Annotated in this window: 23 protein-coding genes; 14 read left to right on the top strand and 9 right to left on the bottom strand. The window is 64.8% G+C overall.

Going from position 1 to position 26,393, the window contains the following annotated elements; all coding sequences use genetic code 11:
- Positions 1-187: 187 nt before the first annotated feature.
- Both AC56LG_RS06585 and AC56LG_RS06580 read right to left on the bottom strand, forming a co-directional pair.
- The gene (locus AC56LG_RS06585; RefSeq protein WP_497165310.1) at positions 188-1,048 is read right to left on the bottom strand and encodes an alpha/beta hydrolase; all 861 of its coding nucleotides are present in this window, start codon (positions 1,046-1,048) and stop codon (positions 188-190) included.
- 16 nt (positions 1,049-1,064) lie between these two features.
- A complete protein-coding gene (locus AC56LG_RS06580) occupies positions 1,065-2,339 on the bottom strand; it encodes an MFS transporter (RefSeq protein WP_497165309.1) in 1,275 nt (424 codons plus the stop codon).
- A 201-nt stretch (positions 2,340-2,540) separates the two neighbouring features.
- Here AC56LG_RS06580 and AC56LG_RS06575 point away from each other — a divergent pair, with 201 nt between their 5' ends.
- The 5 genes from AC56LG_RS06575 (at position 2,541) to AC56LG_RS06555 (ending at position 10,103) form a co-directional block, all read left to right on the top strand.
- Positions 2,541-3,863: an MFS transporter gene (locus tag AC56LG_RS06575; RefSeq protein ID WP_497165308.1), complete on the top strand. Its 1,323-nt coding sequence runs from the start codon at positions 2,541-2,543 to the stop codon at positions 3,861-3,863.
- A 78-nt stretch (positions 3,864-3,941) separates the two neighbouring features.
- On the top strand, positions 3,942-5,573 hold the full coding sequence (locus AC56LG_RS06570) for an alpha-D-glucose phosphate-specific phosphoglucomutase (RefSeq protein WP_497165307.1): 1,632 nt from the start codon (positions 3,942-3,944) through the stop codon (positions 5,571-5,573).
- A 20-nt stretch (positions 5,574-5,593) separates the two neighbouring features.
- A complete protein-coding gene (locus tag AC56LG_RS06565) occupies positions 5,594-7,270 on the top strand; it encodes an alpha-amylase family glycosyl hydrolase (protein WP_497165306.1) in 1,677 nt (558 codons plus the stop codon).
- Positions 7,271-7,586: 316 nt separating this feature from the next.
- Positions 7,587-8,615 carry an alpha/beta fold hydrolase gene (locus AC56LG_RS06560; protein WP_497165305.1) on the top strand — a complete coding sequence of 343 codons (1,029 nt, stop codon included), beginning with the start codon at positions 7,587-7,589 and terminating at the stop codon, positions 8,613-8,615.
- A gap of 66 nt (positions 8,616-8,681) precedes the next feature.
- Positions 8,682-10,103, top strand: a complete 1,422-nt coding sequence (locus AC56LG_RS06555; protein WP_497165304.1) for a PepSY-associated TM helix domain-containing protein — start codon at positions 8,682-8,684, stop codon at positions 10,101-10,103.
- Positions 10,104-10,118: 15 nt separating this feature from the next.
- On the opposite strand, the gene nhaR is transcribed toward AC56LG_RS06555, so the two are convergent.
- Entirely contained in the window at positions 10,119-11,018 is a 900-nt protein-coding gene (gene nhaR, locus AC56LG_RS06550; protein WP_497165825.1) for a transcriptional activator NhaR, read from the bottom strand.
- A gap of 117 nt (positions 11,019-11,135) precedes the next feature.
- On the opposite strand from nhaR, the gene AC56LG_RS06545 reads away from it, so the two are divergent.
- The 4 genes from AC56LG_RS06545 to AC56LG_RS06530 all read left to right on the top strand — a co-directional run bounded on the left by AC56LG_RS06545 (position 11,136) and on the right by AC56LG_RS06530 (position 15,420).
- Entirely contained in the window at positions 11,136-11,546 is a 411-nt protein-coding gene (locus AC56LG_RS06545) for an HPF/RaiA family ribosome-associated protein (protein ID WP_497165303.1), read from the top strand.
- Positions 11,547-12,506: a TerC family protein gene (locus AC56LG_RS06540; RefSeq protein ID WP_497165302.1), complete on the top strand. Its 960-nt coding sequence runs from the start codon at positions 11,547-11,549 to the stop codon at positions 12,504-12,506.
- Positions 12,507-12,630: 124 nt separating this feature from the next.
- Positions 12,631-14,481 (top strand): glucokinase, encoded by a 1,851-nt coding sequence (gene glk, locus AC56LG_RS06535; RefSeq protein WP_497165301.1) that lies wholly within the window; start codon positions 12,631-12,633, stop codon positions 14,479-14,481.
- Positions 14,482-14,649: 168 nt separating this feature from the next.
- Positions 14,650-15,420, top strand: coding sequence for a hypothetical protein (locus AC56LG_RS06530; protein ID WP_497165300.1), 771 nt, complete (start codon positions 14,650-14,652; stop codon positions 15,418-15,420).
- On the opposite strand, the gene AC56LG_RS06525 is transcribed toward AC56LG_RS06530, so the two are convergent.
- Together AC56LG_RS06525 and AC56LG_RS06520 are read right to left on the bottom strand one after the other, a co-directional pair.
- Entirely contained in the window at positions 15,398-15,820 is a 423-nt protein-coding gene (locus AC56LG_RS06525; protein WP_497165299.1) for a VOC family protein, read from the bottom strand. The genes AC56LG_RS06530 and AC56LG_RS06525 overlap by 23 nt on opposite strands.
- Before the next feature lie 26 nt (positions 15,821-15,846).
- Positions 15,847-17,064: an alpha-hydroxy acid oxidase gene (locus AC56LG_RS06520; RefSeq protein WP_497165298.1), complete on the bottom strand. Its 1,218-nt coding sequence runs from the start codon at positions 17,062-17,064 to the stop codon at positions 15,847-15,849.
- 74 nt (positions 17,065-17,138) lie between these two features.
- On the opposite strand from AC56LG_RS06520, the gene AC56LG_RS06515 reads away from it, so the two are divergent.
- Complete coding sequence (locus AC56LG_RS06515) at positions 17,139-18,020, top strand: LysR family transcriptional regulator (RefSeq protein ID WP_497165297.1); 882 nt, start codon at positions 17,139-17,141, stop codon at positions 18,018-18,020.
- A gap of 158 nt (positions 18,021-18,178) precedes the next feature.
- A complete protein-coding gene (locus AC56LG_RS06510; protein ID WP_497165296.1) occupies positions 18,179-18,472 on the top strand; it encodes a hypothetical protein in 294 nt (97 codons plus the stop codon).
- A gap of 65 nt (positions 18,473-18,537) precedes the next feature.
- Here the strand turns inward: AC56LG_RS06510 and AC56LG_RS06505 are convergent, their stop codons facing one another.
- Complete coding sequence (locus tag AC56LG_RS06505) at positions 18,538-19,527, bottom strand: Bug family tripartite tricarboxylate transporter substrate binding protein (protein ID WP_497165295.1); 990 nt, start codon at positions 19,525-19,527, stop codon at positions 18,538-18,540.
- Between the two features lie 63 nt (positions 19,528-19,590).
- Positions 19,591-20,517: a dihydrodipicolinate synthase family protein gene (locus AC56LG_RS06500; protein WP_497165294.1), complete on the bottom strand. Its 927-nt coding sequence runs from the start codon at positions 20,515-20,517 to the stop codon at positions 19,591-19,593.
- A gap of 313 nt (positions 20,518-20,830) precedes the next feature.
- Between AC56LG_RS06500 and pepA the strand changes: the two genes are divergently transcribed.
- Entirely contained in the window at positions 20,831-21,700 is an 870-nt protein-coding gene (gene pepA, locus AC56LG_RS06495; protein WP_497165293.1) for a flocculation-associated PEP-CTERM protein PepA, read from the top strand.
- 73 nt (positions 21,701-21,773) lie between these two features.
- On the opposite strand, the gene AC56LG_RS06490 is transcribed toward pepA, so the two are convergent.
- Positions 21,774-22,499, bottom strand: coding sequence for an AAA family ATPase (locus tag AC56LG_RS06490; RefSeq protein ID WP_497165292.1), 726 nt, complete (start codon positions 22,497-22,499; stop codon positions 21,774-21,776).
- A 2-nt stretch (positions 22,500-22,501) separates the two neighbouring features.
- A complete protein-coding gene (locus AC56LG_RS06485; protein ID WP_497165291.1) occupies positions 22,502-24,145 on the bottom strand; it encodes a long-chain fatty acid--CoA ligase in 1,644 nt (547 codons plus the stop codon).
- A gap of 241 nt (positions 24,146-24,386) precedes the next feature.
- Here AC56LG_RS06485 and AC56LG_RS06480 point away from each other — a divergent pair, with 241 nt between their 5' ends.
- Entirely contained in the window at positions 24,387-25,520 is a 1,134-nt protein-coding gene (locus tag AC56LG_RS06480) for a PQQ-dependent sugar dehydrogenase (protein WP_497165290.1), read from the top strand.
- Between the two features lie 36 nt (positions 25,521-25,556).
- The gene (locus AC56LG_RS06475; RefSeq protein ID WP_497165289.1) at positions 25,557-26,300 is read left to right on the top strand and encodes a class I SAM-dependent methyltransferase; all 744 of its coding nucleotides are present in this window, start codon (positions 25,557-25,559) and stop codon (positions 26,298-26,300) included.
- Positions 26,301-26,393 lie beyond the last annotated feature (93 nt).

The following is a 26,393-nucleotide window of genomic DNA, read 5'->3' as shown; positions in this document are numbered from 1 at the left end:
TCGCCCACGCGGTGCACCGTCCGTGTCGCGACGCCGCCGTTTCGATACGCATCAGTAACGTAGGGTGGACTCCCGAGTCCACGCGGTGCGACGCTTGCGTCCTGGCGCCGACGTTTCGACACGCACCGGCCGCATACGCGTGGACTCGGGAGTCCACCCTACGGTGTTACGGCGCACCACCGTCGCGTCAGGGCGTTGTCTTGTCGCTGGCGAACATCCACAACAACGCCGCGCGCAACTCGCCGCTCCAGAACCCCTCGTTGTGCTGTTGCCCCGGCACGATCTTCAATACCGTGTTTGCCGCCGGATGCCCGCTCGCGCGCACGACGCCGGCCATGCGCTCGACGTCCGGCACCATTGATTCGCCTTCCTTGTCGCCCATCAGCAGATAAACGCGGGCATCCCGCGGCAGCGGGTGCTGCGCCATGAAGTCGAAGGCGGGCGTCGCCGTCCAGTAGGCGGGCGAGAAGACGCCGGCTTTACCGAACACCTGCGGATATTGCGCAATCGCGTAGTGCGAGGCGAGGCCGCCCATCGAGCTGCCCATGATCGCCGTGTGGGTGCGTCCGGGCAGGGTGCGGTATTGCGCGTCGATCATCGGCTTCAGGGTGTGGACGATGAAGTCGGTGTACTGCCTGCCTTCCCCGGCGCCGAAGCGGGCGTTGTCCCAGGCGTTCAGTTCCGTCATGCGTTTATCTCCACCGTTGTCGATGCCGACCACGATCAGTTCGAGCTTGCCCTCCCTGGCCAGCGCGTCGAGCGTTTCATCGACCTTCCATTCGCCCGAGAACGCGGTGGCGTCGTCGAACAGGTTCTGGGCGTCGTGCATGTACAGCACCGGATAGCGTTTGTTGGAGGTCGCATAGCCTGGCGGCAGGTACAGGCGGATCTGGCGCTTGCGCTGCAGTTGCGGGATCTCGACCAGGTCGGGCAAGATGCGCACGCCGGGCAGGGCGGTCGACGGTTTAGCGGGTGTGGCGTCGGCGGCGAAGGCGGGTGCGGCCAGCAGTGCGGCGAACAGGACGAAAACGGTACGGATCGATGGCATGAGAGAGGTCTTTGAATTAGTGGGAAGCAGCCAGCGCCGGCGCGGCGGCAGGCGCCGTCTCCTTTTCGCGTACCAGCAGCCACAGCACGCTCGACAGCGCCAGGCAGCCGCCGCAGATCAGGAACAGCAGGCTCTTGTCGGCGCTGGTTTTCAATACGAAGCCGACCACGGTCGTCGCCAGCTGCGGCAGCACCACCGACAGGTTGAACAGGCCCATGAAATACCCCATGCGGCTGCGGTCGACCTGCTCGCTCATGATCGCAAACGGCAGGCTGACCACCGCCGCCCAGCCGATGCCGACCACACCCATCAGCACGTACAGGGTGACCGGGGAACGCGCGAACAGGGCGATGGCGAAATAGGCGAGCGCCATGATGGCGGTGCAGGCGACTTGCGTGCGCACGCGCCCGAAGCGCTTCACCAAGGGCGCCAGCACCAGCGCCGGCAACAGGAAGCCGACCACGTTCATGAGCGCAAACGAGATGGCGATGACATGGCCCGATTGCGCCGCCGCCTGTTCGACGGTCGCACCGGGTGCGACCACGTGCTGCTGGATGAACGCGATGATGTAGACGAACATCGCCTGCACCCCGAACCAGGTGAACGCGTGCGCCGCCCAGATGCGCCACAGCTGGGGCCAGTCGGTGGCGCTGGCCGCTTCTCGGGTTGCCGGCGCCAGTTCGCGCGGTTCTTCGATCAGCAGGACAGGCAGGATCGAGAACAGCAGCACCAGCACCACGCCGACCGAAATGAGCGTGTAGTTGTCGATGAAGGCGCCGATCAAATACGCCATCACACCCCAGAAGCCGGAGATGGTCTGCATCCAGGTATAGCCGCGCGTGCGTGCTTCGCCATCCGGGGTCACGTCCGCGATCAGCGAGCGCGTGGGATTGAAACCGATGTTGATCGACAGGTCGAGCGTCAGCGCGACCATCACCGCCACCACGACCAGGTTGCCGATGCCGAACAGGCTTGCTACGACCTCGATGCGCGGCAGCAGGAACACCGACAAGGCGGCCAGCACGCCGCCGATCAGGATGAACGGGCGCCGCCGCCCGCCCCAGAACCAGGTCTTGTCGCTGATGAAACCGATGATCACCTGGCCGAGGATGCCGGCCAGCGGCCCGGCGGCCCAGACGACGCCGATCTCGTGGATGTCGAGCCCGTATTTCGTGCTCAGCAGCCAGCTGAGCGCGGAAATCTGGATGCACAGGGCGAAGCCCATGGCCGTGGCCGGCAAGCTGCTCAGGACATAAAAGGAATTGCTCAGCCGGCGCTGCATGTCGCGCATGGGGGTCTCCATCGGTTGTGTTATTTGACTACAAAGACCGTCTTGAAGCGGACTCGCGTGATGATTTTACTCTGACTCATTCGAATTGACACTCGGAAAACGCCATGTTATTTTGCTACAAATTTAGTCGGCGCTTCGCGGCACGCGACGCGTTCGCCACACACACATAGAGTCCGGGACGCCGGGCCATTGGGGACACGGATGGACATGCATACCAAGGCGCTCGACAAACCGCGCCTGTCGTTCTGGCAGTTGTGGAACATGAGCTTCGGCTTCTTCGGCATCCAGTTCGGCTTCGCGCTGCAAAACGCCAACACCAGCCGCATCTTCTCGACCCTGGGCGCCAACCCCGACGACCTGGCGCTGTTCTGGCTCGCCGCGCCCGTCACGGGTTTGCTGGTGCAGCCGATCATCGGCTACCTGAGCGACAACACCTGGCACCCGACCTGGGGCCGCCGCCGTCCCTTCTTCTTCGTCGGCGCCTTGCTCGCGATGATCGCCATGTTCCTGATGCCTAATTCTTCGGCGCTGTGGATGGCGGTGGCCGTGCTGTGGATGATGGATGCTGCGATCAACGTCTCGATGGAGCCGTTTCGTGCCTTTGTTGGCGACAAGCTCGACGTCTCGCAGCAGACCGCGGGCTATGCGATGCAGACCTTCTTCATCGGCTGCGGCGCCGTGATCGCCTCGCTGCTGCCGGCCATTTTTACGAGCATGGGCGTGTCGAACGTGCCGGTCGACGGCAGCATTCCCGACACCGTGCGCTACGCCTTCTATGCCGGCGCCCTGGTCTTCATGCTCGCGGTGAGCTGGACCGTGTTCACCGCCGACGAACTGCCGCCGCCGGACATGGACGCGTTCAACCGCGAACGCGCCAATGCGCGCCGCTTCGGTGTGGCGTTCACCGAAATCCTGAGCGGTTTCGGCAAGATGCCGAAGACGATGGTGCAGCTGGCCTTTGTGCAGTTCTTCACCTGGATCGCCCTGTTCGCGATGTGGATCTACACCGGCAGCGCGATCGCCGATTCCGTCTACGGCACGCGCGATGCGCAGTCCGCTGCTTTCCAGGATGCCGGCAACTGGGTCGGCATCATGTTCGCGGTCTACAGCGGCGTCTCGGCGCTGGCCGCCTTCATCCTGCCGGTGTTCGCGCGCGCCACCAGCCGCAAGGTCGTGCACGCGACCTGCCTCGCCATCGGCGGCATCAGCCTGGCCAGCATCGTCGCCATCGATAGCAAAGAGATGCTGATGCTGCCGATGGTCGGCGTCGGCATTGCCTGGGCCAGCATCCTGACGATGCCGTATGCGATCCTGGCGGGCGCCTTGCCGGCCAGGCGCATGGGTTACTTCATGGGCCTGTTCAACTTCTTCGTCGTGATCCCGCAGATCGTCAGCGGCCTGCTGCTCGGCTTCGTCACGCGCGAATTCTTTAACGGTCACACGGCGCAGACGCTGGCCCTGGGCGGCGGCTGCATGTTGCTGGCGGCCGTATTGACGCTGCTGGTCACCGATAAACACCGCTAAATTTGCGCCATGCTTTTCGCCCCTCGCGTATCGTAACGTTTTATTAACAGACGAACGCACTTACATCAGGAGCGAAGCATGACCATTCAGACCGTGGCAACGACGCCATTTGCCGGCCAGCGTCCGGGTACCTCGGGCCTGCGCAAGAAGGTGACCGAGTTCCAGCAGCCGGGCTACCTCGAGAATTTTGTCGAAGCGATTTTCCTGACCCTGGGCGACTGCACCGGGCGCACCCTGGTCGTCGGCGGCGACGGCCGCTATTTCAACCGCGCCGCGATCCAGACGATTTTGCACATGGCCGCCGCCCACGGCGTGGCGCGCATGCTGGTCGGGCGCGGCGGCATCCTGTCGACGCCGGCGGTCAGCTGCGTGATCCGCAAGCACGGCGCCTTCGGCGGCATCGTGCTCTCGGCCAGCCATAATCCCGGCGGCCCGGACGGCGACTTCGGCATCAAGTACAACATCGACAATGGCGGACCGGCCCCCGAGAAAATCACTGAGGCCGTCTACGCCCACACCCGGACCCTGTCCGCCTACCGCATCAGCGACGCGCCTCCAGTCAACCTCGACGAGCTTGGCACCAGCACTCTGGAAGGCATGCAGGTCGAGGTGATCGATCCGGTCGCCGACTACGCCGAACTGATGGGCCGCCTGTTCGACTTCGACGCCATCCGCGCCCTGTTCGCGCGAGGCTTCAGGATGAAATTCGACGGCATGTGCGCCGTCTCCGGCCCGTATGCGAAAGCGATCATCGAAGGCGTGCTCGGCGCTCCGGCCGGCACCGTGATCAATGGCGAACCGCTGGAAGACTTCGGCGGCCACCATCCGGACCCGAATCCAGTCAATGCCGCCGAACTCATCTCCCTGATGAACGGCGCCGATGCACCCGACTTCGGCGCGGCTTCGGATGGCGACGGCGACCGCAACATGATCGTCGGCCGCGGCATTGCGGTGACGCCGTCGGACAGCCTGGCCATCATCGCGGCGAATGCCAGGCTGGCGCCGGGCTACGCGGCCGGCATCAAGGGCATCGCCCGCTCGATGCCGACGTCGACCGCCGCCGACCGTGTGGCCGAGGCGCTCGGCGTGTCCTGCTTCGAGACGCCGACCGGCTGGAAGTACTTCGGCAACCTGATGGATGCCGGCATGGTCACGCTGTGCGGCGAGGAGAGCTACGGTACGGGCTCGGATCACGTGCGCGAAAAGGATGGCCTGTGGGCGGTGCTGTTCTGGCTGAACATGCTGGCCGCCACCGGCAAGCCGGTCGAGCAGATCGTCGCCGAACACTGGGCGCGTTTCGGCCGCAACTATTATTCGCGCCACGATTACGAAGCGGTCGACGCCAGCGCGGCCGACGCCATGATGAGCGCGCTGCGCGAGCGGCTGCCGACGCTGGCCGGCCAGACCCTGGGCGACTACCGCGTCTCGCTGGCCGACGATTTCGTCTACACCGATCCGGTCGACAATTCGATCGCTTCGAAGCAGGGCGTGCGTATCATCATGACCGATGGTTCGCGCATCGTGTTCCGCCTGTCCGGCACCGGTACCGAAGGCGCCACGGTCCGTCTCTACCTCGAACGCTACGAAGCCGATCCGGCGCGCCACAATCTCGACACCCAGGATGCCCTGGCCGGCCTGATCACGATCGCGGAAAACGTCTCCGGATTGCGCCAGCGTACCGGGCGCCAGCAGCCGAGCGTCATCACCTGATTCACTCCTACAGGAACTCCATGAAACTACCCGCACTTGCCGTTTCCCTGCTGTTCGCGTCCAGCGCAATCAATGGGGCAAGCGCTGCCCCCGCACCCTGGGCGGCGCCGAGCAAACCGTTCATGTGGGAGAACGCGATCGTCTATTTTTTGCTGACGGACCGCTTCAACAACGGCAATCCGGGCAACGACCATGCGTATGGACGCAAGGACGACGCGGCCAAGCTGCGCGGTTTCATGGGCGGCGACTTCGCCGGCATCACGGCGAAGATCAAGGGAGGGTACTTCAAGGACCTGGGCGTGACCGCACTCTGGATCACGCCGCCGGTCGAGCAGATCCATGGCGCGACCGACGAGGGCACCGGCAAGAGCTACGGCTTTCACGGCTACTGGGCGCGCGACTTCACCGCCATCGACGCCAACCTCGGCACCGAGGAGGAATTGCGCACCCTGGTCGACACGGCCCATGCGAATGGCTTGCGCGTGCTGTTCGACGTGGTGCTGAACCATACCGGGCCGGTCACCGAAAGCGATCCGGTGTGGCCGGCCGAGTGGGTGCGCACGGGTCCCGTCTGCACCTACAAGGACGCGCGCACCACCATCGAATGCACCCTGGTGAAAAACCTGCCCGACATCCGCACCGACAGCGACAAGCCGGTGGCGCTGCCGCCCGCGCTGGTGGCGAAATGGAAGGCAGAAGGGCGCTACGAGCGCGAGGTGCAGGAGCTCGATGCCTTCTTCAAGCGCACCGGTTACCCGCGCGCACCGCGCTACTACCTCATCAAATGGCATGCCGACTGGGTGCGCAAGTACGGCATCGACGGCTTCCGCGCCGACACGGTGAAGCACACCGAGCCGGGCGTGTGGAAGGATCTGAAAAAGGTCGCGAGCGGCGCCTTCGAGGAGTGGAAGCGGGTGAATCCCACTAAAAAGCTTGGCGACCTGCCGTTCTACATGACAGCCGAAGTCTACGGCTACGGCATCAAGGATGGCCGCGCCTACGACCTGGGCGGCATGAAGGTGGATTACCTGGCCCAGGGTTTCGACAGCCTGATCAACTTCGCGCTGCGCAGCGATGCGGCCAACGGCTACGAACAGATCTTCAGCGCGTATTCGGCCGCGCTGCACGGACCGATGAAGGGTTATTCGGTCTTGAACTACATCAGTTCGCACGACGACGGCCAGCCCTACGACGCGCTGCGCCAGCGTCCCTACGAGGCGGCGAATAAACTGCTGCTGGCGCCGGGCGCGGCGCAGATCTATTACGGCGACGAGACCGCGCGCCTGCTGCAGGTTGAGGGCGCCGAAGGCGACGCCACGCTGCGCTCGTTCATGAACTGGGACGAACTGGCCGCGAACACCCAGCGCGGCCTGAACCGCGTGGCCGACGTGCGCGAACACTGGGCCAAACTCGGCCGCTTCCGCCAGGCTCATCCCGCGGTCGGCGCCGGCGTGCACCGCATGCTCCAGCATTATCCGTACACCTTCAAGCGCACCTACGAGAAGGGCGACGTGGTCGACCGCGTCGTGGTCGCGCTCGGTTTGCCGCTTGATAAACCGACCGCCGTGCCGGTGACCGGCGTCTTCCTGGACGGCCAGACTGTGCGCGACTGGTATTCGGGGACGACGGCGATCGTCAAGAACGGCAAGGTGCAGTTCGATGCACGCAATGCCGTGGTGCTGATTGGACAGGAGTAGGTGGACTCCGGCATTTTCATTCGTGGACGATGCGCATCCTCGTAGGGTGGGCGGCTATACCCGAGTGCGTGGATAAACGCGGCTGTAACGCCGCCCACGCGTTCAACGCACGCGCGATCGTTCGCGGTGTATTTTCGGCCGCTTGAACGCGTGGGCGGCGCATACGCTGGAGGTCCGCACGCCGCCCGGTGTAGCCGCCCACCCTACGTCCCTGCGGCAGCGTGGTCGGCTATACCCGAAGGTGTGAATGTACGCGGCTACTCAGCCGCGGCTTATCGGCTAGACTTAAAGGATCGATAAACCGACGCTCGCCGCCATGACATCCATCCGCCTCTCCCGTTTTGCCGCCAGCCTGGCCCTGGCGCTGGCCAGCCTGGGCACCGCCCACGCCGCCGACGAGCCATCCTACGGTCCCGAACTCGAAGGGTTTACGTACCCGGCCCCGGTCAAGCAATTCAACTTCACGTCGCAGGGCGCGAAGCTGCACATGGCCTACATGGACATCGCGCCGCAAGGCAAGGCCAACGGCCGCACCGTCGTCCTCCTGCACGGCAAGAACTTCTGCGGCGCGACCTGGGATGCGAGCATGAAGGCATTGAGTGGGGCCGGCTACCGCGTGGTCGTGCCCGACCAGATCGGCTTCTGCAAGTCGAGCAAGCCGCAGCACTACCAGTACACCTTCCAGCAACTCGCCGAGAACACGCGCGCGCTGCTCGAATCGATCGGCGTGAAGGGGCCGACCACGATGCTCGGGCACTCGACCGGCGGCATGCTGGCGGTGCGCTACGGCCTGATGTTCCCGCAGCAGACCGAGCAGCTGGTGCTGGTCAACCCGATCGGCCTGGAAGACTGGAAGGCGCTCGGCGTGCCTTCGCTCGGCGTCGACAAATGGTACCAGCGCGAGCTGCAGACCACGGCCGAGAAGATCCGCAACTACGAAAAGGCGACCTATTACGTCAACCAGTGGAAGCCGGAATACGAGCCGCCGGTGCAGATGCTGGCCGGGATGGTCCGCGGACCGGGCAAGGAAATCGTCGCCTGGAATTCGGCGCTGCTGTACGACATGATCTATACGCAGCCGGTGGTCTACGAATTCCCGCAGTTGACGATGCCGACCCTGCTGCTGATCGGCCTGAAGGACACGACCGCGATCGGCAAGGACGCAGCGCCGGAAGCGCTGCGGCCAAAGCTGGGCAACTACTCCGAGCTGGCGCAAAAGACGGCCAGGGCGATCCCGAAAGCGACGCTGGTGACTTTCCCCAACATGGGCCATGCGCCGCAGATGCAAGATCCCAAGGCGTTCCACGACGCCTTGCTCAAGGGCCTGGGCGAACAGAGAAAATAAGGTGCGGGTACGAGGGCGCTGCAGACCCGAGCCAGGCAGGGGTACGAACCATACAGGAGCAACAGCATGAGTAGTACCCCCTCGGCCTCGGGTTTGTATCGGCGCGTCTGGCGCTGGCATTTCTTTGCCGGGCTCTTATGTCTGCCGTTTATTTTTTCCCTGGCCCTGACCGGTGCAGTCTACCTGTTCAGCCAGGAGCTCGACGACGTCGTCTACCGCAGCCTGCTCATCCGGGACGAGGCTGCGATCGGCGCGAATGCCGCGCCGCTGCCGCCGGGTGAACTGATCGCCCGCGCCGAGCGCGCCGAAGGCGGCGTGGCAAAGATGCTGCAGTGGCCGGCAGATGCGCGCCACAGCGTCCAGGTCGACATCCAGAAGCCCAATGGCGTCGTGCGCCAGGTCTTCCTCGACCCGGCCAGCGGCGCGGTGAAGGGCGCGATGGCGGAGTCCGACCGGCTGATGTCGCTGGTCAAGCGCATCCATTCGCTGGCGGTCGCGGGCGACGCCGGCAACGTGCTGATCGAAGTCGTCGCCGGCTGGGTGATCGTTCTGGTACTGAGCGGGGCATATTTGTGGTGGCCGCGCGGGCGCAGGCAGGGCGTCGTGCGCATCCGGCCGCAGGCACAGGGGCGCGTCTGGTGGCGCGACCTGCATGCCGTCACCGGTGCGTTCGGCGCGGCGATCATCCTGTTCCTGGCGCTGAGCGGCATGCCCTGGTCGATCGTCTGGGGAGCGCAAGTGAACGGTTGGCTGACGGCGCACGGTCTCGGCGTTCCCGATGGTACCTGGTCGAACTTGCCGCGCTCGAACACGCCCGCCACGGCGCTCGGCACCATCCCGTGGAGCCAGGAGCGGCAGATGCTGCCGGCCTCACATGCCTCACATGCCGGACATGCCGGGCACGAGACGGCGTCGTCGCACCATGCCGCCGGCGTCATGGCGCAGCCGCCTGCGCCCTCCGCCATCGGCCCCGACCGCGCCGCGCGCATCTTCGCCGCGGCGGGGATGAACGACGATTACCGCCTGGTCCTGCCGCGCGGCCCGAGCGGCGTGTACAGCGCGGTCAGGCTGCGCACGGCGCACGCCAGCCAGCGCGTGATCCACCTCGACCAGTACAACGGCAAGGTCCTGATGGACCTGGGGCCGGCCGACGTCGGCGCGGTGGCGCGCGTGACCGAGTGGGGCGTCAGCGTTCACCAGGGGATCGAATACGGCTTGCCGAACCAGTTGCTGATGCTCGCCGGGTGCATTGCCCTGATGCTGCTGTGCGTCAGCGGCGTGGCCGTGTGGTGGAAGCGCCGTCCGGCCGGACAACTCGCCGCGCCGGTGCGGCGCGACGCCGACCGGCTGGCGGCCGGGGTGGTCGTGATTGCGGTGGTGACCGGCCTGGTGTTCCCGTTGCTGGGCGCGTCGATCGTAATCGCAGTTGTGCTCGACTACGCATGGAGCTACTCGCGCGGCTCGGCGCTGGCCGCACGCAAGTCGTGAAATTCTGCCGAACACTCAGGCAAACAATTTCTCCCGCGCCATCGCACCGATCGCTACGGTAGCCGGATGGCTCATGCGCCGCTCGGTGGTGATCGCATACACCTGTTCGACGACGGCGTCGACCTGGCCCAGCGCCACTACCCCGTATTGCGCGCACACCTGGGGCGCGATGACGGCCGGGGCGAAAAACACGCCGGCGCCGGATTGGCCGAAGGCTTGCATCATGGCGCTGTCGTCGAATTCGCCGACCACATGCGGGTACACCTTGATGCGTTCGAACCACTGCAGCAGGCGCTGGTAGACCGCGAAGTCTTCGCCCGGCAGCAGCAGCGGCGCATTGTGCAGGCAGACCGGGAAATCGTCACCGAGCTGCGTGGCCAGCGCCGGCGTCGCGAACGCCGTCATCGTACTCTCGCCGAGCAGGTGGTTGTAGGCGCGCACGCTGAAGTGCGCGGGGATCGGGCGGTCGGCAATGACGAGGTCGAGCCGGTGGATGGCCAGTTCCGCCAGCAGGCTGTCGAGCCGGCCTTCGCGGCAGACCAGCCGGACCGGCTGCGACAGTTTGAGAGCCGGTTCGACCAGGCGGCAGGCGATCAGTTTCGATACCGAGTCGGCGCAGCCGACGCGATACGGCGTCGCAGTGGTGAAGGTCTCGTCGCGCACGAGTTCGAGCAGGGCGTCGCCGGTGGCGAAGATGTCGTCGGCGTAGTGCATGATGCGGCGGCCGGTCTCGGTCAGCTCCAGATTGCGTCCGCTGCGGCGAAACAGTTCGACGCCGAGCGTGGCCGCGAATTCGGACAGCTGCCCGGAGATCGAGTGCGGCGTCACATGCAATTGGGCGGCGGCTTTGGCAATACTGCCCGTCTTGGCGACCATCCAGAAGTAACGCAAATGCTTATAGTTGAGCACGAAAATCTCCTTTTAAGCCTGCTCTAATACATCGAAAAAACCGATCTTATCTTAAAAGATATTCGATTTGTACGATGTATCGTGCGCTCCTATAGTGGGGTCTCACCTCACAGGAGAACTACCATGCACATGACCATCCAGACCAACGGCTTCCAGATGACCTCTGCCTTGCGCGCTTATACCGAGCAGCGCCTGGCCACAGCGCTGGGCTGGGCGCGGCACCACATGCGCCGGCTGGCGGTGTCGCTGTCGGACATCAACGGTCCGCGCGGCGGCGTCGACAAGCGCTGCCGCATCCAGGTCCAGCTTGGCGGCGGGCGCGAAGTGATCGTCGACGACGTCGACGCCAACCTGTACGCCGCCATCGACCGCGCCGTCGACCGCGCCGACCGCGCGGTGGTGAAAAAGGTCGAGCGCACGCGCCAGTTCGTGCGCACCCGTGCGCCGGCCCAGCAGGGGCAGATGGCGACCGGTGAACAGCATGCGCCGGCCGACGGGCTGCCGGTGACCGGCAACGAAACTCAGGAGCGCTAAATGAACGGACTGGAAACCATTGCCAGCGCCCCGATGTGGGCCGCCTTCGTCGGCTTCGTACTGGTCATGCTGGCGCTCGACCTGTTCGTCTTCGGCGGTAACAAGGCGCACAAGGTGAGCGTCAAGGAAGCCGGCATCTGGTCGCTGGTCTGGGTCAGCCTGGCGCTGCTCTTCAACGGCGGCCTGTGGTGGTACCTGACCGGGACAGTGGGCGCCGAGATCGCCGACCAGAAGGCCCTTGAATTCTTCTCGGGCTACCTGATCGAAAAGGCGCTCTCGGTCGATAACGTGTTCGTGTTCCTGCTGATCTTTACCGCCTTCCAGGTGCCGCAGCAATACCAGAGACGTGTCCTGATCTACGGCGTGCTGGGTGCGATCGTCATGCGCGCCATCATGATCAGCGCGGGCGCCTGGGTCGTGAGCGAATTCAGCTGGGTGCTGTACCTGTTCGGCGCCTTCCTGCTGTTCACCGGTATCCGCATGCTGGTGGCGGTCGACCAGGAGCCGGACGTGGCCAACAACCCGGTGCTGCGTTTCGCGCGCAAGCACCTGAAAGTGGCCGAGGGCGACCACGGCGAGAAGTTCTTCGTGAAGAAAGATGGGATGCGCTTCGTGACGCCGCTGTTCCTGGTCCTGATCCTGATCGAGGTGACCGACCTGGTGTTCGCGGTGGACTCGATCCCGGCGATTTTTGCCATCACGACCGATCCGTTCATCGTGTTCACCTCGAACATGTTCGCGATCCTGGGCTTGCGCGCACTGTACTTCCTGCTGGTGGACGTGGCCGACCGCTTCCACTTGCTGAAATACGGCCTGGCGATGGTGCTGACCTTCATCGGTACCAAGATGCTGATCATGCCGTGGTACCACGTGCCGGTGCAAGCGTCGCTGACGGTGGTGGCGGTGCTGATTGCGGGTAGCTGTATCGCCAGCTTGTTCATCACGCAGAAGGAGAAGTAAAGCAGAATGGGGGTGACCGGCGGGAGCCGGCCACCCCATTTCACATCCTCTCATGGCAATCAATCAATGCTATCCTGTGCGGCTCCAAGGTATCCCAGCCATAGACTGGAAAACAAGCCGCACGATGATCACCGAACCAGACACCGAACAAAAACCAGGCCGTGCCTCCTACGCCGACGGCTCGCGCCTGTTGGCCGACATCGGCGCCACCCATGCCCGCTTCACGCTCGAGACGGCGCCCGGCGTGTTCCGCCAGACCGCGGTCCTGCTGTGCGACGAATACGACGGCATCGTCCCGCTGCTGAACGCGTATCTGGCCGAGAAGGGCGAGCGCATCACCCACGCCGCCTTTGCCATGGCCAATCCGGTCAGCGGCGACCTGGTGCGCATGACCAACCGCGACTGGCAATTCTCGACCGACGAAGTACGGCGCACCATGGGCTGGTCGACGCTGGTCATCGTCAACGACTTCACGGCATTGGCGATGGCGCTGCCGGGCCTCGGCGCGGGCGACGTGCTGCAGGTCGGCGGCGGCAAGCCAGCGCCGCATGCGGTGGCGGGGGTACTCGGCGCCGGCACCGGCCTGGGCGTGTCGGGCGTGATTCCGACCGCCGACGGCTTCGTGACACTTGGCAGCGAAGGTGGGCACGTGAACTTCGCGCCCGGCGACGAACGCGAATTCGCGATCCTGCAGCACGCCTGGCGCGAGTGGCCGCACGTGTCGAACGAGCGCATCCTGTCCGGCCCCGGCATGGAACTGGTGTACCGCGCACTGGCTGAACGCAACGGCGTGGAAGCGCCGGCGCGCACGGCCGCCGAGATCGTCGCCTGCGCGCTCGACGAAGACGATGCGCTCTGCCTGGAAGTGCTCGAATGCTTCGCCGGGATGCTGGGCGGCGCGGCGGCGAACCTGGCGGTCACGCTGGGCGCCTTTGGCGGCATTTTCATCGGCGGCGGCATCGTGCCGCGCATCGCGCAGTGGTTCGCGACGTCGCCGTTCCGCGCGCGCTTCGAGGCGAAAGGGCGCTTCACCGATTACCTGGCGCAGATCCCGACCTACGTGATCATGACGCCCAATCCCGCGCTGCGCGGCGTGTCGACGATTTTGTCCGAACACCTGCGCGGGCGCAGCGGCGCGAATACCCTGATGGAGCGTGTGCAGCACCTGCAGCACGAGCTGTCGCCGGCCGAGCAGCGCGTGGCCGCGCTGGTGCTCGAGCATCCGAGGAAGGTGCTGTCCGAACCGATCGCCGAAATCGCACGCCTGGCCGACGTCAGCCAGCCGACCGTGATCCGTTTCTGCCGCTCGCTCGGCTTCCAGGGCCTGGCCGAATTCAAGCTGAAATTCGCTGGCAGCCTGACCGGTTCGATTCCGGTGCGCCACAGCCAGGTGCGCATGAGCGACAGCACCCACGATCTGTCGGCCAAGGTGATCGACAACACCGTCTCCGCCATCTTGAAATTCCGCGACAGCCTCGACGTGCACGCGATCGACCGTGCCATCGCGCTCTTGCGCAGTGCCGGCAAGGTCGAGTTCTACGCGATGGGCAACGCCCGCGTCGTCGCCCTCGACGGCCAGCACAAATTCTTCCGCTTCCGGATTCCGACCACGGCCCATGGCGACGCCCACCTGTTCCAGCTGGCCGCCGAACTGCTGAAACCGAACGACGTCGTCATCGCGATTTCGACGGCGGGGCAGGCGCCCGAACTGCTGTCGGCGGTCGACGCCGCCCGCCGCGCCGGCGCCAGCGTGATCGCCATCACCAGCAGCAAGTCGGCGCTGGCGAAACGGGCCGACGTGTGCCTGGCGGTCGACCACGCCGAAGACAGCACAGTGTTCCTGTCGATGATTTCGCGCATCCTGCAACTGCTGCTGATCGACATCATGGCGGTCGGGATCTCGCTGGGGGCGCAGGCGGAGCAGGATGGGGATATCGAAGCCCGTAAACTCCTGATTTCGCACCTGGACGTTTGATCGTGGAATAGCCGGGGTCAGGTCTGACATTTGGACTCCCCACCTTGGCGCGACCTCTGCCGTAACTTCCCAGATTTTGCTTTTAAAGGTGGTCACAGTCTGGGATTATTGCTGAGCTTGCGCCAAGGCGGAAGTCCACATGTCAGACCTGACTCCAGGGTGTTTAAGATGCGCAACCCGCCTCGCAATCCCCGTCCCATCACGCGCGCCACAGCGGTACACCGGATGCGCGAGCGCTTGCTGCGCGAAGGGTTCCCGCGCATCCAGATGTTCATCCTGGTGTCGCTGACCGGGCTGGCCGGCTTCGGCGCATCGGTGGCGATGCTGGCGGCCGGGGTCGAGACGATGGCGCTGCGCTACATGCTTGCCATGGGCATCGCGTATATCGTTTTCCTGCTGCTCTTGTGGATATGGCTGCGCACCAGTGCGGCGGATTATATCGACCTTGCGGCGCAGGGTGACGGCGGCAGTGCGGGTGCCGATGGCGGAGATTTCGCAGGTGGCGGCGGCAGCTTCGATGGCGGGGGCGCCAGCGCGAATGCCGATTTCGGCGACAGCACCGTCGAAGCCGCCGGCGGCGGGCCGCTCGACGTCATCGGCCAGGCCGACGAGGGCGCGATTCCGCTGGCGGTGATCCTGCTCGCGCTCGGTATCGCACTCTCGTCCCTGTTCGTGATCTGGTCGGCGCCGGTCCTGTTCGCCGAGATCCTGGTCGACGCCCTGCTGGCCGCCGGCCTGTACCGGCGGCTGCGGGTGCCGGACCCGCGCCACTGGATGGTCGCGGCACTGAAACGCACGCTGGTTCCCTTCATCCTCACCACCTTGACGCTCGGCGCCGCAGGCTGGGGCATGCAAACCTATGCGCCGCATGCCAGGTCGCTGGGCGACGTCGTTCCGAGTAGCAGGGCCTGGCAGCTTACTTCGCAAACACCTGGCTGATATCGCCAAACGCCTTGAATTCCAGCGCATTGCCCGACGGGTCGAGGAAGAACATGGTCGCCTGCTCGCCGACCTGGCCCTTGAAACGCACGTGCGGCTCGATCACGAAGCGGGTCTCGGCCGCGCGCAGCTTGTCGGCCAGGGCTTCCCAGTCGGCCATCGGCAGGATCGCGCCGAAGTGGCGCACCGGGACGCTGTCGCCGTCGACCTCGTTGGTCGAGGCGTTGCCGCATTCGTCGGGCGCCAGGTGGGCGACGACCTGGTGGCCGTAGAAATTGAAGTCGACCCATTCGTTCGAGCTGCGCCCTTCGGGGCAGCCGAGCAGGTCGCCGTAGAAGCTGCGCGCCTCGGCGATGTCGCGGACCGGAAAGGCGAGGTGGAACAGGGGAGTGGCTTGCATGGTGTCTCCAGAGATAGGGGTAAAGGTCAGCGGTAAGGGTACAGGTGCGTCGCCGCATCGAGTTCGGTGACGGCGTTAATGCCCAGCATCGCCATGTTGCGCGATACCTCCTGCTGCAAGAGGCCGATCGCATGCCCGACGCCGGCCTCGCCGCCGACCGCGGCCGCATAGCCAAAGGGGCGGCCGACGAACACGAACTTGGCGCCCAGCGCCAGCGCCTTGAGGACGTCGGCGCCGCGGCGGATGCCGCTGTCCATCATCACCGGGATGTCGGGGCAGGCGGCGACGATGCCGGGCAGGACGCGCAGCGGCGACACCGCGCCGTCGAGCTGGCGGCCGCCGTGGTTCGAAACGATGATGCCGTCCGCGCCCAGTTCGCGCGCGATGCGGGCGTCATCGCGGTGCAGGATGCCTTTGACGACCATCCGGCCCGGCCACATGGCGCGGATCATGCGAAAGTGTTCCCAGTTCAGGTGGCCGCGGTCGGCGAAGTCGCGCGTGACCGAGGGCGACAGGATCGGCGCGCCGCGGCGGGCATAGTTGTTCTCGAAGTGCGGCATGCCGTGCCGCGCCAGCGTTTTCAGAAACGTGCCGAACAGCCAGCGCGGATGCGACAAACCTTGCCACACCAGGCTGGCGCTGGGCCGCAGTGGCGATGTAAATCCAGTCTGCGCGAACGTCTCGGGATTGGGCGTGACGGGCGTATCCACCGTCAGCACCAGGGTCTGGAAACCGGCATTGCCGACCCGTTCGATCAGGGCGGTGATGTTCGGCACGTCTCCCGGCAGGTAGGCCTGGAACCAGGCGCCCAACTGTTCCCTGGCGACGTCCTCGAGCCGGATCAGAGAAGAGCCGCTCATGATCATCGGGATGTTCGCGCGCGCCGCCGAGCGCGCCAGCACCAGGTCGCCGCGGTAGGCGGACAGGGCGCTGATGCCGAGCGGGGCGATGCCGAACGGCGCCGCACAGGTCTGGCCGAACAGGGTGCATGCGGTGCTGCGGTTGGAGACGTCGTTCAGGACGCGGGTGACGAAGCCGTAATCGTCGAAGCATTCGCGGTTGCCGCGCAGGCTGCGCCGGGTTTCGGCCGCCATCGACATGTAGCCGAACACGGGGCGCGGCAAGTGCTGCTGCGCGGCGAGTTCGAAATCGTCGAGGCAGCGCAGCGTGCGCAGGCGCGCGGGCAGCTGCGCGGGAGCTGCGCGGGAGCGCGTGTTGGTGGAGGCGATGGCATTCGTCGTCATGGCGCTATTGTGCGCGCACTGGGAACAAAGGACAATTTCATCTTCGAGTGTTTAGAGTGAAGAGGAAGTTCATCATGGAGACGCGGTTCCTGGACAGTTTCGTGACCATTGCCGAATGCGGTTCGATGGCCGAGGCGGCACGCCGCCTGAACGTCACGCCGACCGCGCTGGCGCAGCGCGTGCACGTGCTGGAAGATGAACTGGGCGTGAAACTGATCGAGCGCTCGGGGCGCACGGTGCAGCTGACCGAGGGCGGGGCGCGGGTGCTGGCGCGTGCGCGCCACTTCCAGCGCGAGGTGCGCGAACTGAAGGCCTCGGCTTCCGAGGAAGCGTTTGCCGGGGAACTCAGGCTGGGCACGATCTCGACGGCGCTGACCGGCATGCTGCCGGCCATCCTGGCCACGTTGGCCGAGCGCCATCCGAAAGTCGACGTCTACATCGTGGCCGAAGTCTCGCGCCTGCTGTATCACCAGGTGATCAGCGAAGCGCTCGATGCGGCGCTGATCATCGAGCCTCAGTTCGCGATCCCGAAAACGCTGGTCTGGCGCGCGCTGCGCTCCGAGCCGCTGGTGGTGCTGGCGCCGACCGCGCTGGCGCACCTGCCGCCGCTCGAACTGCTGGCGACCCAGCCGCTGATCCGCTACGACCGCAACAACTGGGGCGGCCAGCTGGCCGACCAGTATTTACAGGAGCAGCAGATCTTCCCGCGCGAGCGTTTCGAACTCGACGTGCTCGATGCGATCGCGCTGCTGGTCGAACGCGGCTTGGGCGTCTCACTGGTGCCCGACTGGCCGCGCGCCTGGCCACTGCCGGCGGGGGTGGCAATCGTCGCCTTGCCGGGACAGGCGCCGGTGCGCAAGCTCGGGCTGCTGTGGCGGGCGCGCTCGCCGTTCAGCCGGCTGTTCGAAGAGTTGCTCGATTCAGGTGAAGCCGTCGGCGAGCGCATAGGTACGTAACGGCGGGCATGCCCGCCGTTTCGTGCGCATGCTATGACTTCCGACCCTATTCAATTGTGTGACCAATTGTAAATGCCCGAACTCGATTGGAAATCCACGACCGTTCTACAGCCCGGCAAGCGTAAACTGAACTAATCAATTGCTCGAAGGAGAACGGTATGCGTACGATGATTCTGGCGCTGACGAGCGCATGTTGCCTGCTCGGCTGTGCCACGCCACAGGAACAGGCAATGAAGCAACAGGCCGAGATGGACCGGATGATCGCCGAAAACGGGCCGGCATGTACCCAACTGGGCTATCCGGCCAATTCCGACTTGTGGCGCAATTGCGTGCTTCAGCTGGCCGAGAGGAACGGCACTGGACGCGGCGGCGTGTCGACCTCGATTTTCGGCAGCTTCGGCAGTTGGGGACGCGGTTCCGGGGTCGGGATCGGCATTGGCGTAGGACGTTAAGCGCGCCCATAACCGACACCTGCCATGGAACACCCTGCAGTGCAGGGTGTCCCAGGCCGACTCGTTTACTCCGGCTTGATCTGCGCATTCTTCAGCAGATTGGCCCACTTCGGCACTTCCTGCTTCATGTAGTTTTTCAGTTCGGCCGAGGTGCCGCCGACGGTGGTCAGCCCTTGCTGGTCGAGCTTGGTGCGCACCTCGGACGAAGCCAGGCTTTTCTTCACTTCGGCATTCAGGCGGTCGACGATCGGCTGCGGCATGTTGGCCGGGGCGAACAGGCCGAACCAGGTCAGGGTTTCGAAGCCGGGCAGGCCGGATTCCGCCACCGTCGGGATGTTCGGCGCCGCGCTGCTGCGTTGCAGGCTGCTCACGGCAATCGCGCGCAGCTTGCCGCTTTTAATGTGCGGCAGCAGTGACGGCAAATTGCCGAACATGACCGGTACCTGGTTGCCGAGCAGGTCGGAGATCGCATTCGCTTCTCCCTTGTAGGGCACGTGGACCATTTCCAGCTTGGCCATCGAGGCGAACAGCTCGGCGGCGACGTGCTGCGGACCACCCTGGCCCGACGAGGCATAGGTCAGGCCGCCTTTCTGTTTTTTGGCATAGGCGATCAGTTCCTGCACGTTCTTCACCGGCACCGACGGGCTGACCACGAGCACCATCGGCACCGATGCGATCAGCGAAATCGGCGTGAAGTCGGCGACCGGATTGAAACTCATCTTCTTGTAGATGCTGGGCGCGACCACCATCGTCGACTGGGTCGCCATCAAGAGGGTGTAGCCGTCGGCGGGGGCCTTGGCGGTCTGCTCGGCGGCGATGATGCCGGTCGCGCCGGGGCGGTTCTCGATGATGATCGATCCACCCATGTTCTTGCTCATGCTCTGCGCCAGCAGGCGCGCCACGTTGTCGACCGCGCCGCCCGGCGAGAAGCCGACCAGCATCTTGACCGGCTTGTCCGGATAGGCGGCCGCCAGCGCCATGCTTGGTACCAGGCTTGCGCACAGGGCCAACTTGATGAGGCTGCGCCTCGAGATGCCACTTTTCTTGATTGCCATGGAACTTGTCTCCAATTGAATAATTCTGGGTAAATCTCGTCAGGCGCCCCGCGGGCCCCGGGCTTACATCAGGTCTTCCACATAGGGCATGTTGAAGCCGAGCCGGTCCAGCCCACCCTGCAGCGTCTGCGCCTGTTGCGCATTCAGTTCGACCAGCGGCGGACGCACCGCGCGCCAGGCGTCGTCGCCGGTCTTCCAGGCGATTGCGGCCTTCATCGCCGGGATCAGCGGGAATTGCTGGAACACGGCGCGGGTGGCGTCGAGCGCACGCTGTTGCTCGTCTGCGCCTTCGTGTTGCCAGCTGTTGTAGAGCGCGACCATCGGCGCCGGATTGACGTTGCCGGTGGCGGTGATGCAGCCGGCGCCGCCGCCGCGCATGTTCGCCAGCAGAAAGGTCTCGCTGCCGGCAAACACGTCGAAGCCTTCTGGCTGGAAGTTTTTCAGTATCGCCTCGGTATTGTTCCAGTCGCCGGAACTGTCCTTCACGCCGGCGATGATGCCGGGGTACGCCTTGAGCAGGCGTTCGATCAGGCCCAGGCTGATCGGTACCTGGGTGACCGGTGGAATATGGTAGAGATATATCCGCAGGCGCTCGTCGGCGACGGCGTCGATCACCGACGCAAAGCTCCTGAACAAGCCCTCGTCGCTGACGCCCTTGTAATAAAACGGCGGCAGCATCAGCACGCCGCCGCAGCCGGCCTCGACCGCGTGCCGCGTCAGTTCGATCGCATCGCCCAGCGCGCAGGCACCGGTGCCGGGCATCATGCGCGCGGCGGGCAGGCCGGCGTCGAGCAGGGCGTCGAGCAAGCGGTGTTTTTCCGCCAGCGTGAGCGAGGTGGCTTCGGAGTTGGTGCCGAAGATCGACAGGCCGACATCCTGCTTGACCAGCCAGCGGCAATGGCGCGTGAAACGCTCGATCGAAGGCGTCAGGTCGGCGTTGAACGGGGTAAGGACCGGCGAGAAGACGCCGCGAAGACGAGGGGTGGTCATGGAACTCCCGAATGATGGATGCGTATCTGGATGATGACTAACGCTGCCAGTCCATTCTAGAGAGCCTCTAGCTCAACAAAAACAGCATTCTTGACAGTTTAGAATCCAGAAAAAGTTGGCAAACAGGTGCTGCTCCGCAGTAAATCATAGTCAGAATTAATCGGAATTCTTTACACTTGGGTTTGGTCTTAATTGCTCATCCATTCCAAGCCATTGATTTTAAACAATACTTGCAATGTGGCACAGGAATTGCTTATAAGAAGGAAAATTCTGTTTCCTCGTGTAAACCACTAATTAAAGAAAACTGACCGCCATGACCTTCCTGAAAAAACTCGCTTGCGCCGCAGCTGTCGCCGTTTCCTTCGCCGGCAGCGCCAACGCCGGTACCGTGATGAACGACTGGGTCTTCAATCCAGTCGGCGGCGGCTTCGCCACCGGTCAGTCGGTCAACGAATACCTGGACGTGAACGGCAACGGCTTCATCCAGCTGACCCCAACCGGCGGCAGCAGCTTCTCGTTCACCGAGCACGCCGTGTTCAACATCGGCCAGGCCGACGGCAACGGTGCATTTTTCCCGATCACCTACACCGGCGGCAACATCACCGCAACCTTCGAAGCGAGGGGTACCGGTAACTTCAGTGGCGCCTTCCGCTTCACCAGCGGCACCATCAACATGTACCAGAACCCGACCAATGGCCAGTACGGCAGCACCGCGGGCATCTATGGCGCCAATCTCGGCAACCTGATCGCCTCGTTCAACGTGCTGGCAGGCGGCGGCGGTACGGTCGATGCGAGCGGCTCGCCAACCAACAACGGCCAGGTCAGCGTACGCGCGGAAGCTGCTGCCGGCGGCCTGAAAGCCGGCTACTTCTTCGACGAAGACGGCAATGACCTGTCGCAGCAATCGGTGCTGGCCTTCGCTTTCACCAACGCCAATACCGTTGGTAACCCGAACGGCACCGCCGTTAAAAACCTGGTCGGTGAAGTCGCTTGCCAATTCGCCGGTTTCACCGGTCCTGGCTGCAGCGGCGGCACCTATGCCAACACCCCGAACTACTTCTTCGTCAGCAACAACGGTCAGTTCAAGCTGGCTGAAGTCCCTGAACCAGGTTCGCTGGCCCTGTTCGGCATCGCCATGCTGGGCGCAGGCATCGTCAGCCGCAAGCGCGCCAAGCAGGCGTAATTGTCTGCCGGGCGGTAGCTGAAGGCATGAAGAAGAGCGGGCCAGTCCCGCTCTTTTTTATTGGTGGAGTCCGCTAGCGCTCCATCAGCACCTTGAGCATGCGCTGTGGATTGGCGATGAAGTCGTGCATCACCCGATAGTGCTCGGTGTCCTCGTAGCCGATCGGGTGGATGCCGCGCTCGCCGCATTCGTAGATGACGGCATTCGGATAGGCCATCAGGATCGGCGAATGGGTGGCGATGATGAACTGGCTGCCTTCCTCGACCAGGTCGTGCAGCCGGCTGAGCATGGCCAGCTGGCGTTGCGGCGACAGCGCCGCTTCCGGTTCGTCGAGGATGAAAAAGCCCCTGGCCCTGAAGCGTTCCATGAACAGGGTCAGGAAGGCTTCGCCGTGCGATTGCCCGTGCAGCGCGCGTCCGCCGTAGGCGTCGGTGACGCCCAGGCGTGCGATTTCGGTGCTGACGTTATAAAAACTTTCGGCGCGCAGGAAGTAACCGTCGCGCGGCGCCGTCACCCCGCGCGCCAGGCGCAGGTGTTCATGCAGCCCCGAGTGCGACTCATGGGTCGAGAAGCGAAAATTGCGGCTGCCGCCTTCGGCATTGAAACCCATCGCCACCGCGATCCCTTCCAGCAGCGTCGACTTGCCGGAGCCGTTTTCGCCGACAAAGAAGGTGACTTGCGGATGCAGTTCGAGGCGATCGAGCGCACGCACCACGGGCAGCGTGAAAGGAAAGTCCGCCGCATGGTCGGCGGCTGAGGGTTTCAGGCTGACTTCGGACAGATACGCACGGTTTTTCATCGTCAATCCTGCAACGAGCGCCACTGCACCTTGCCGGTCGCCGATTTCGGCAGCGTCTCGCGAAATTCGACGATGCGCGGGCTTTTGTAGGCGGCCATGTTCTGGTGCGCCCAGTCGACGATATCGCCCTCGCTCACCCGGCCGGCAAAGCCATCCTTCAGCGCCACCACCGCCTTCACCGTCTCGCCGCGGCGCGCATCCATGCTCGCGACGACGCACACTTCGCGGATCGCCGGATGGCGGTACATCAGCGCTTCCACCTCGGCCGGCCACACTTTGTAGCCCGAGGCATTGATCATCCGCTTCAGGCGGTCGACCATGAAGAAGTAACCGTCTTCGTCGACCATGCCGATGTCGCCGGTGCGCAAAAAGCGCTTGCCGTCGATCTCGACAAAAGTGTCCGCGGTCGCTTCCGGGTTGTTCCAGTAGCCGAGCATCACCTGCGGACCGTGCACGACGATCTCGCCGGCTTCGCCGGTGCCGAGCGTGCGCAGCGTGTCGGCGTCGACCACGCGCGCGTCGACGTCCTGGATCGGGATGCCGAGGCACTGCTTCTTGGTGCGCGCCGGCGGGTTGATGTGGGTCGGCGCGATCGTCTCCGACATGCCGTAGCCCTCGACGTAATCGATGCCGAGCAGGTCGTGCATCTTCTGGGCGATCGCATCCGGCATGGCCGCGCCGCCGCCGGACAGGCGCGTGATGCTCGACAGGTCGTAGTCGTCGATGCGCGGACTCGAGAGCAGGTCGATCACCATCGTGGAGATGAGCTGGGTGGCGTTGGCGCGCTGGCGGCGGATGCATTCGGCCGCCGTGTCGCGGTCCCAGCGCGCCATCAGCACGACGGTGCCGCCGATGAAGATCGGCCCGTTCATCCCGCCCTGCATGCCGGTCACGTGGAACAGCGGCAGCACGCTCAGCGCGATCGTGTCCTGTTGCGAACCGAACCACTGCACCCCGGCGACGGCGTTGTACATCACGCTGCGGTGGGTATGCATGCAGCCTTTCGGCAGGCCGGTGGTGCCGGAGGTGTAGGGCATGGCGCACAGGTCGTCGGGGCCGGCTATCAAAGGCCCGGGCGTGCGGCCACGCGCCAGCATGTCGCGCCACAGGGTCACGCCTGCGCCGTCGATGTCGCGGCGCGGCGCGCGTACGAATTCGGGCACGTTCAGGTCGGTGGGCACGGTGGCGTGGTCCGAATAAGCCGCCACCAGCACGTGGCGCAGGGCCGGGCCGACCAGCGGCGCCACCTGCGCATATAAATCCTGCGGCACGAAGATGGTGGAGGCGCCGGTGTCGTCGACGTAGTGACGCAGCTCCTCGGTCAGGTTCATCGGGTTGACCGGCACCACCACGGCATTCGCACGCAGGATCGCGTAGTAGGCGATGATGAACTGCGGGCTGTTCTGCATGTACAGCAGCACGCGGTCGCCATGCCGCACGCCGCATTCGCTTTGCAGGTAGCCGGCGACCAGTTCGACCTCGTGTTTCAGGGCGGCGTAGGTGAGCGGCGTATCGTAGAAGATGACCGCCGGCTTGTCCGGGTAACGCGCGGTGGAGACGGCGAGGTTGAAAAACAGGTTCGTTTGGGGGATGGTCAGGTGGCGCGGCAAGCCACGCGGCCAGAAATCGGCAGGGCGGTCGGACATGGTGCGGTGTCTCCTCAATGGGCGTTGAAGGTGGTCGCCGCATGGTCTTTGCCGCGCTGGCGCATACGCCACATCCTAGCAGGCGGGACAGGAAAATGGCCAGTGTCGGCGCCGAGCCGGCCAACCTGCCGAATGGGACTCGGCGTCCGCGACCAGCGCAGCGTCTGCAATGGGCGTTTTGCTCTACACTTCCTGGCGCCCCTCAACCTGGCATCAATCCGCAAATGGAGATCTGGAAAACATGAATTTGAGCACGCTCGGCCTTGCCACCACTTTCTCGCTCACCCTGCTCGCGTTCGCCGCCTCCCCGGCGGCCAACGCGCAGGCCAGTGCAACCGCGACCGGCGGCCTGCCTTTCGAGGTCAAGCCGGTCGGCACGTTCCAGAGCCCCTGGGCCATGGCATTCCTGCCCAATGGCAACGTGCTGGTGACGCAAAAGGAGGGGACGATGATCCTGTTCGATCCCGCAACCGGTACCAGGCGGACCGTGTCCGGCACACCTGCCGTCAGCAGCAAGGGCCAGGGCGCGCTGATGGACATCGTGCCCGCGCCCGATTTCGCGGCCAGCAAGCTGCTCTACTTCAGCTACTCCGAAGCGCGTCCCGGTGCCGACACCCGGGTCGTGCTCGCCACTGCGACGCTGGACCAGGCAGGCGGCGCGCTCAAGGATACAAAGGTGATTTTCCGCGGCCAGGATGCGTCGACCGGCGGGCACTATTCGGGCCGTATCGGCTTCTCGCCGGACGGCAAGTATCTCTTCTTCACCAGCGGCGACCGCCAGCTTTTCGATCCGGCACAGGACCCCAAGTCGACGCTCGGCAAGGTGCTGCGCCTGAACCTCGACGGCACGCCGGCTGCCGGCAACCCGCTCGCGGCCAGGGGCTTCCATGCAGCCGTCTGGTCGTATGGCCACCGCAATCTGCTGGGCATCGCCTTCGACCGGCAGGGACGCCTGTGGGAAATGGAGATGGGACCGCGTCATGGCGACGAGATCAACCTGATCAAGCCAGGCCTGAACTATGGCTGGCCGAAAGCATCGAACGGCAGCCACTATGACGGCCGCGACATCCCCGACCACGCGCCCGGCGACGGCTTCGAAGCCCCGAAAGTATCCTGGAATCCGGCCATTTCACCAGGCGGCCTCGCCTACTACGATGCGGACCTGTTCCCGAAGTGGAAAAACTCCCTCTTCATCACCGGCCTCTCGGGCGAGTCGCTGGACCGCATCGCCCTCGATGGCGAGAACGCGCGCAAGGTGGACCATTGGGACATGGGCGAACGCATCCGCGCCGTTCGCACCGGGCCGGACGGCGCGCTGTGGCTGCTGGAGGACGGTCCGCGCGGCCGGCTGCTGATGCTGACGCCGAAAAAGTAGGCCAGCGGGAACTGCGACCTGTCAAGGAAACCGATCATGCACCGCACCTGCTCCCTCTCCATCCTGCTGGCCTGCCTGTCGGCGCTGGCGCTGCCGTCATCCGCCAGCAGCGATGCCGCGGCACAGGCATCTGCAGCCGATACGCGCTATGAACGCGTCGTACCCAGCCCGGACGGCATCGGCAAGCGCTACATGGGCCGCGAGATCGCCGGCGTGATGGGATGGGAGGGCGCGCAATGGCTCGAGCGCGAAAGCCGCGCACGCGAGGAGCGGCCGGAATTGCTGCTGCGGGAACTGGCGCTGGCGCCCGGCATGACGGTGGCCGACATCGGCGCCGGCACCGGCTACTACACCTGGCAGTTGGCGAAACAGGTCGGGCCCGGGGGACGCGTGTATGCAGTCGACGTGCAGCCGGAAATGATTCGCATGCTCGACAGCCAGATGGCGAAGCGCGGCGTGCGCAACGTGGTCTCGGTGCTCGGCAGCGAAACGGACGTCAAACTGCCGCCGCGCAGCGTCGACCTGGCAATCATGGTCGACGTCTATCACGAGCTCGCCTATCCCGCGGAAGTCCTCGACAGCATCGTCGCCGCCCTGAAGCCGGGTGGACGCGTCGTCTTCGTCGAATACCGGGCCGAGGATCCGGCAGTCGCGATCAAGCCGCTGCACAAGATGAGCGAGCGGCAGGTACGGCGTGAAGCCACTGCGCATGGCCTGAAGTGGGAACGCAGCATCGGATCGCTGCCGATCCAGCATGCGATCGTGTTTCGGAGGCCCTGAGCGCGGATTTTCCTGCCGTTGCTGTCGATGCGTAGAGGCCTGAGGGCTGAAGTTGCATGGCCTCTGCCGCTGAGCAGACGTGGCTGGCAGGAT

Source organism: Telluria sp. ZB2R32, from assembly GCF_059685715.1.
The sequence above is the reverse complement of the archived record's forward strand: the minus strand, read 5'-3'. Positions and strand labels throughout refer to the sequence as shown.

Bases quoted from the DNA above. Each gene is read 5' to 3' on its own strand.
- AC56LG_RS06485 (WP_497165291.1), bottom strand. From the start codon at position 24,145: ATGTCCGACCGCCCTGCCGATTTCTGGCCGCGTGGCTTGCCGCGCCAC.
- AC56LG_RS06480 (WP_497165290.1), top strand. From the start codon at position 24,387: ATGAATTTGAGCACGCTCGGCCTTGCCACCACTTTCTCGCTCACCCTG.
- AC56LG_RS06500 (WP_497165294.1), bottom strand. From the start codon at position 20,517: ATGACCACCCCTCGTCTTCGCGGCGTCTTCTCGCCGGTCCTTACCCCG.
- AC56LG_RS06565 (WP_497165306.1), top strand. From the start codon at position 5,594: ATGAAACTACCCGCACTTGCCGTTTCCCTGCTGTTCGCGTCCAGCGCA.
- AC56LG_RS06580 (WP_497165309.1), bottom strand. From the start codon at position 2,339: ATGCGCGACATGCAGCGCCGGCTGAGCAATTCCTTTTATGTCCTGAGC.
- AC56LG_RS06510 (WP_497165296.1), top strand. From the start codon at position 18,179: ATGCGTACGATGATTCTGGCGCTGACGAGCGCATGTTGCCTGCTCGGC.
- AC56LG_RS06575 (WP_497165308.1), top strand. From the start codon at position 2,541: ATGGACATGCATACCAAGGCGCTCGACAAACCGCGCCTGTCGTTCTGG.
- AC56LG_RS06520 (WP_497165298.1), bottom strand. From the start codon at position 17,064: ATGACGACGAATGCCATCGCCTCCACCAACACGCGCTCCCGCGCAGCT.
- AC56LG_RS06555 (WP_497165304.1), top strand. From the start codon at position 8,682: ATGAGTAGTACCCCCTCGGCCTCGGGTTTGTATCGGCGCGTCTGGCGC.
- AC56LG_RS06545 (WP_497165303.1), top strand. From the start codon at position 11,136: ATGCACATGACCATCCAGACCAACGGCTTCCAGATGACCTCTGCCTTG.
- AC56LG_RS06525 (WP_497165299.1), bottom strand. From the start codon at position 15,820: ATGCAAGCCACTCCCCTGTTCCACCTCGCCTTTCCGGTCCGCGACATC.
- glk (WP_497165301.1), top strand. From the start codon at position 12,631: ATGATCACCGAACCAGACACCGAACAAAAACCAGGCCGTGCCTCCTAC.
- AC56LG_RS06490 (WP_497165292.1), bottom strand. From the start codon at position 22,499: ATGAAAAACCGTGCGTATCTGTCCGAAGTCAGCCTGAAACCCTCAGCC.
- pepA (WP_497165293.1), top strand. From the start codon at position 20,831: ATGACCTTCCTGAAAAAACTCGCTTGCGCCGCAGCTGTCGCCGTTTCC.
- AC56LG_RS06505 (WP_497165295.1), bottom strand. From the start codon at position 19,527: ATGGCAATCAAGAAAAGTGGCATCTCGAGGCGCAGCCTCATCAAGTTG.
- AC56LG_RS06570 (WP_497165307.1), top strand. From the start codon at position 3,942: ATGACCATTCAGACCGTGGCAACGACGCCATTTGCCGGCCAGCGTCCG.
- AC56LG_RS06560 (WP_497165305.1), top strand. From the start codon at position 7,587: ATGACATCCATCCGCCTCTCCCGTTTTGCCGCCAGCCTGGCCCTGGCG.
- AC56LG_RS06530 (WP_497165300.1), top strand. From the start codon at position 14,650: ATGCGCAACCCGCCTCGCAATCCCCGTCCCATCACGCGCGCCACAGCG.
- AC56LG_RS06515 (WP_497165297.1), top strand. From the start codon at position 17,139: ATGGAGACGCGGTTCCTGGACAGTTTCGTGACCATTGCCGAATGCGGT.
- AC56LG_RS06475 (WP_497165289.1), top strand. From the start codon at position 25,557: ATGCACCGCACCTGCTCCCTCTCCATCCTGCTGGCCTGCCTGTCGGCG.
- AC56LG_RS06585 (WP_497165310.1), bottom strand. From the start codon at position 1,048: ATGCCATCGATCCGTACCGTTTTCGTCCTGTTCGCCGCACTGCTGGCC.
- AC56LG_RS06540 (WP_497165302.1), top strand. From the start codon at position 11,547: ATGAACGGACTGGAAACCATTGCCAGCGCCCCGATGTGGGCCGCCTTC.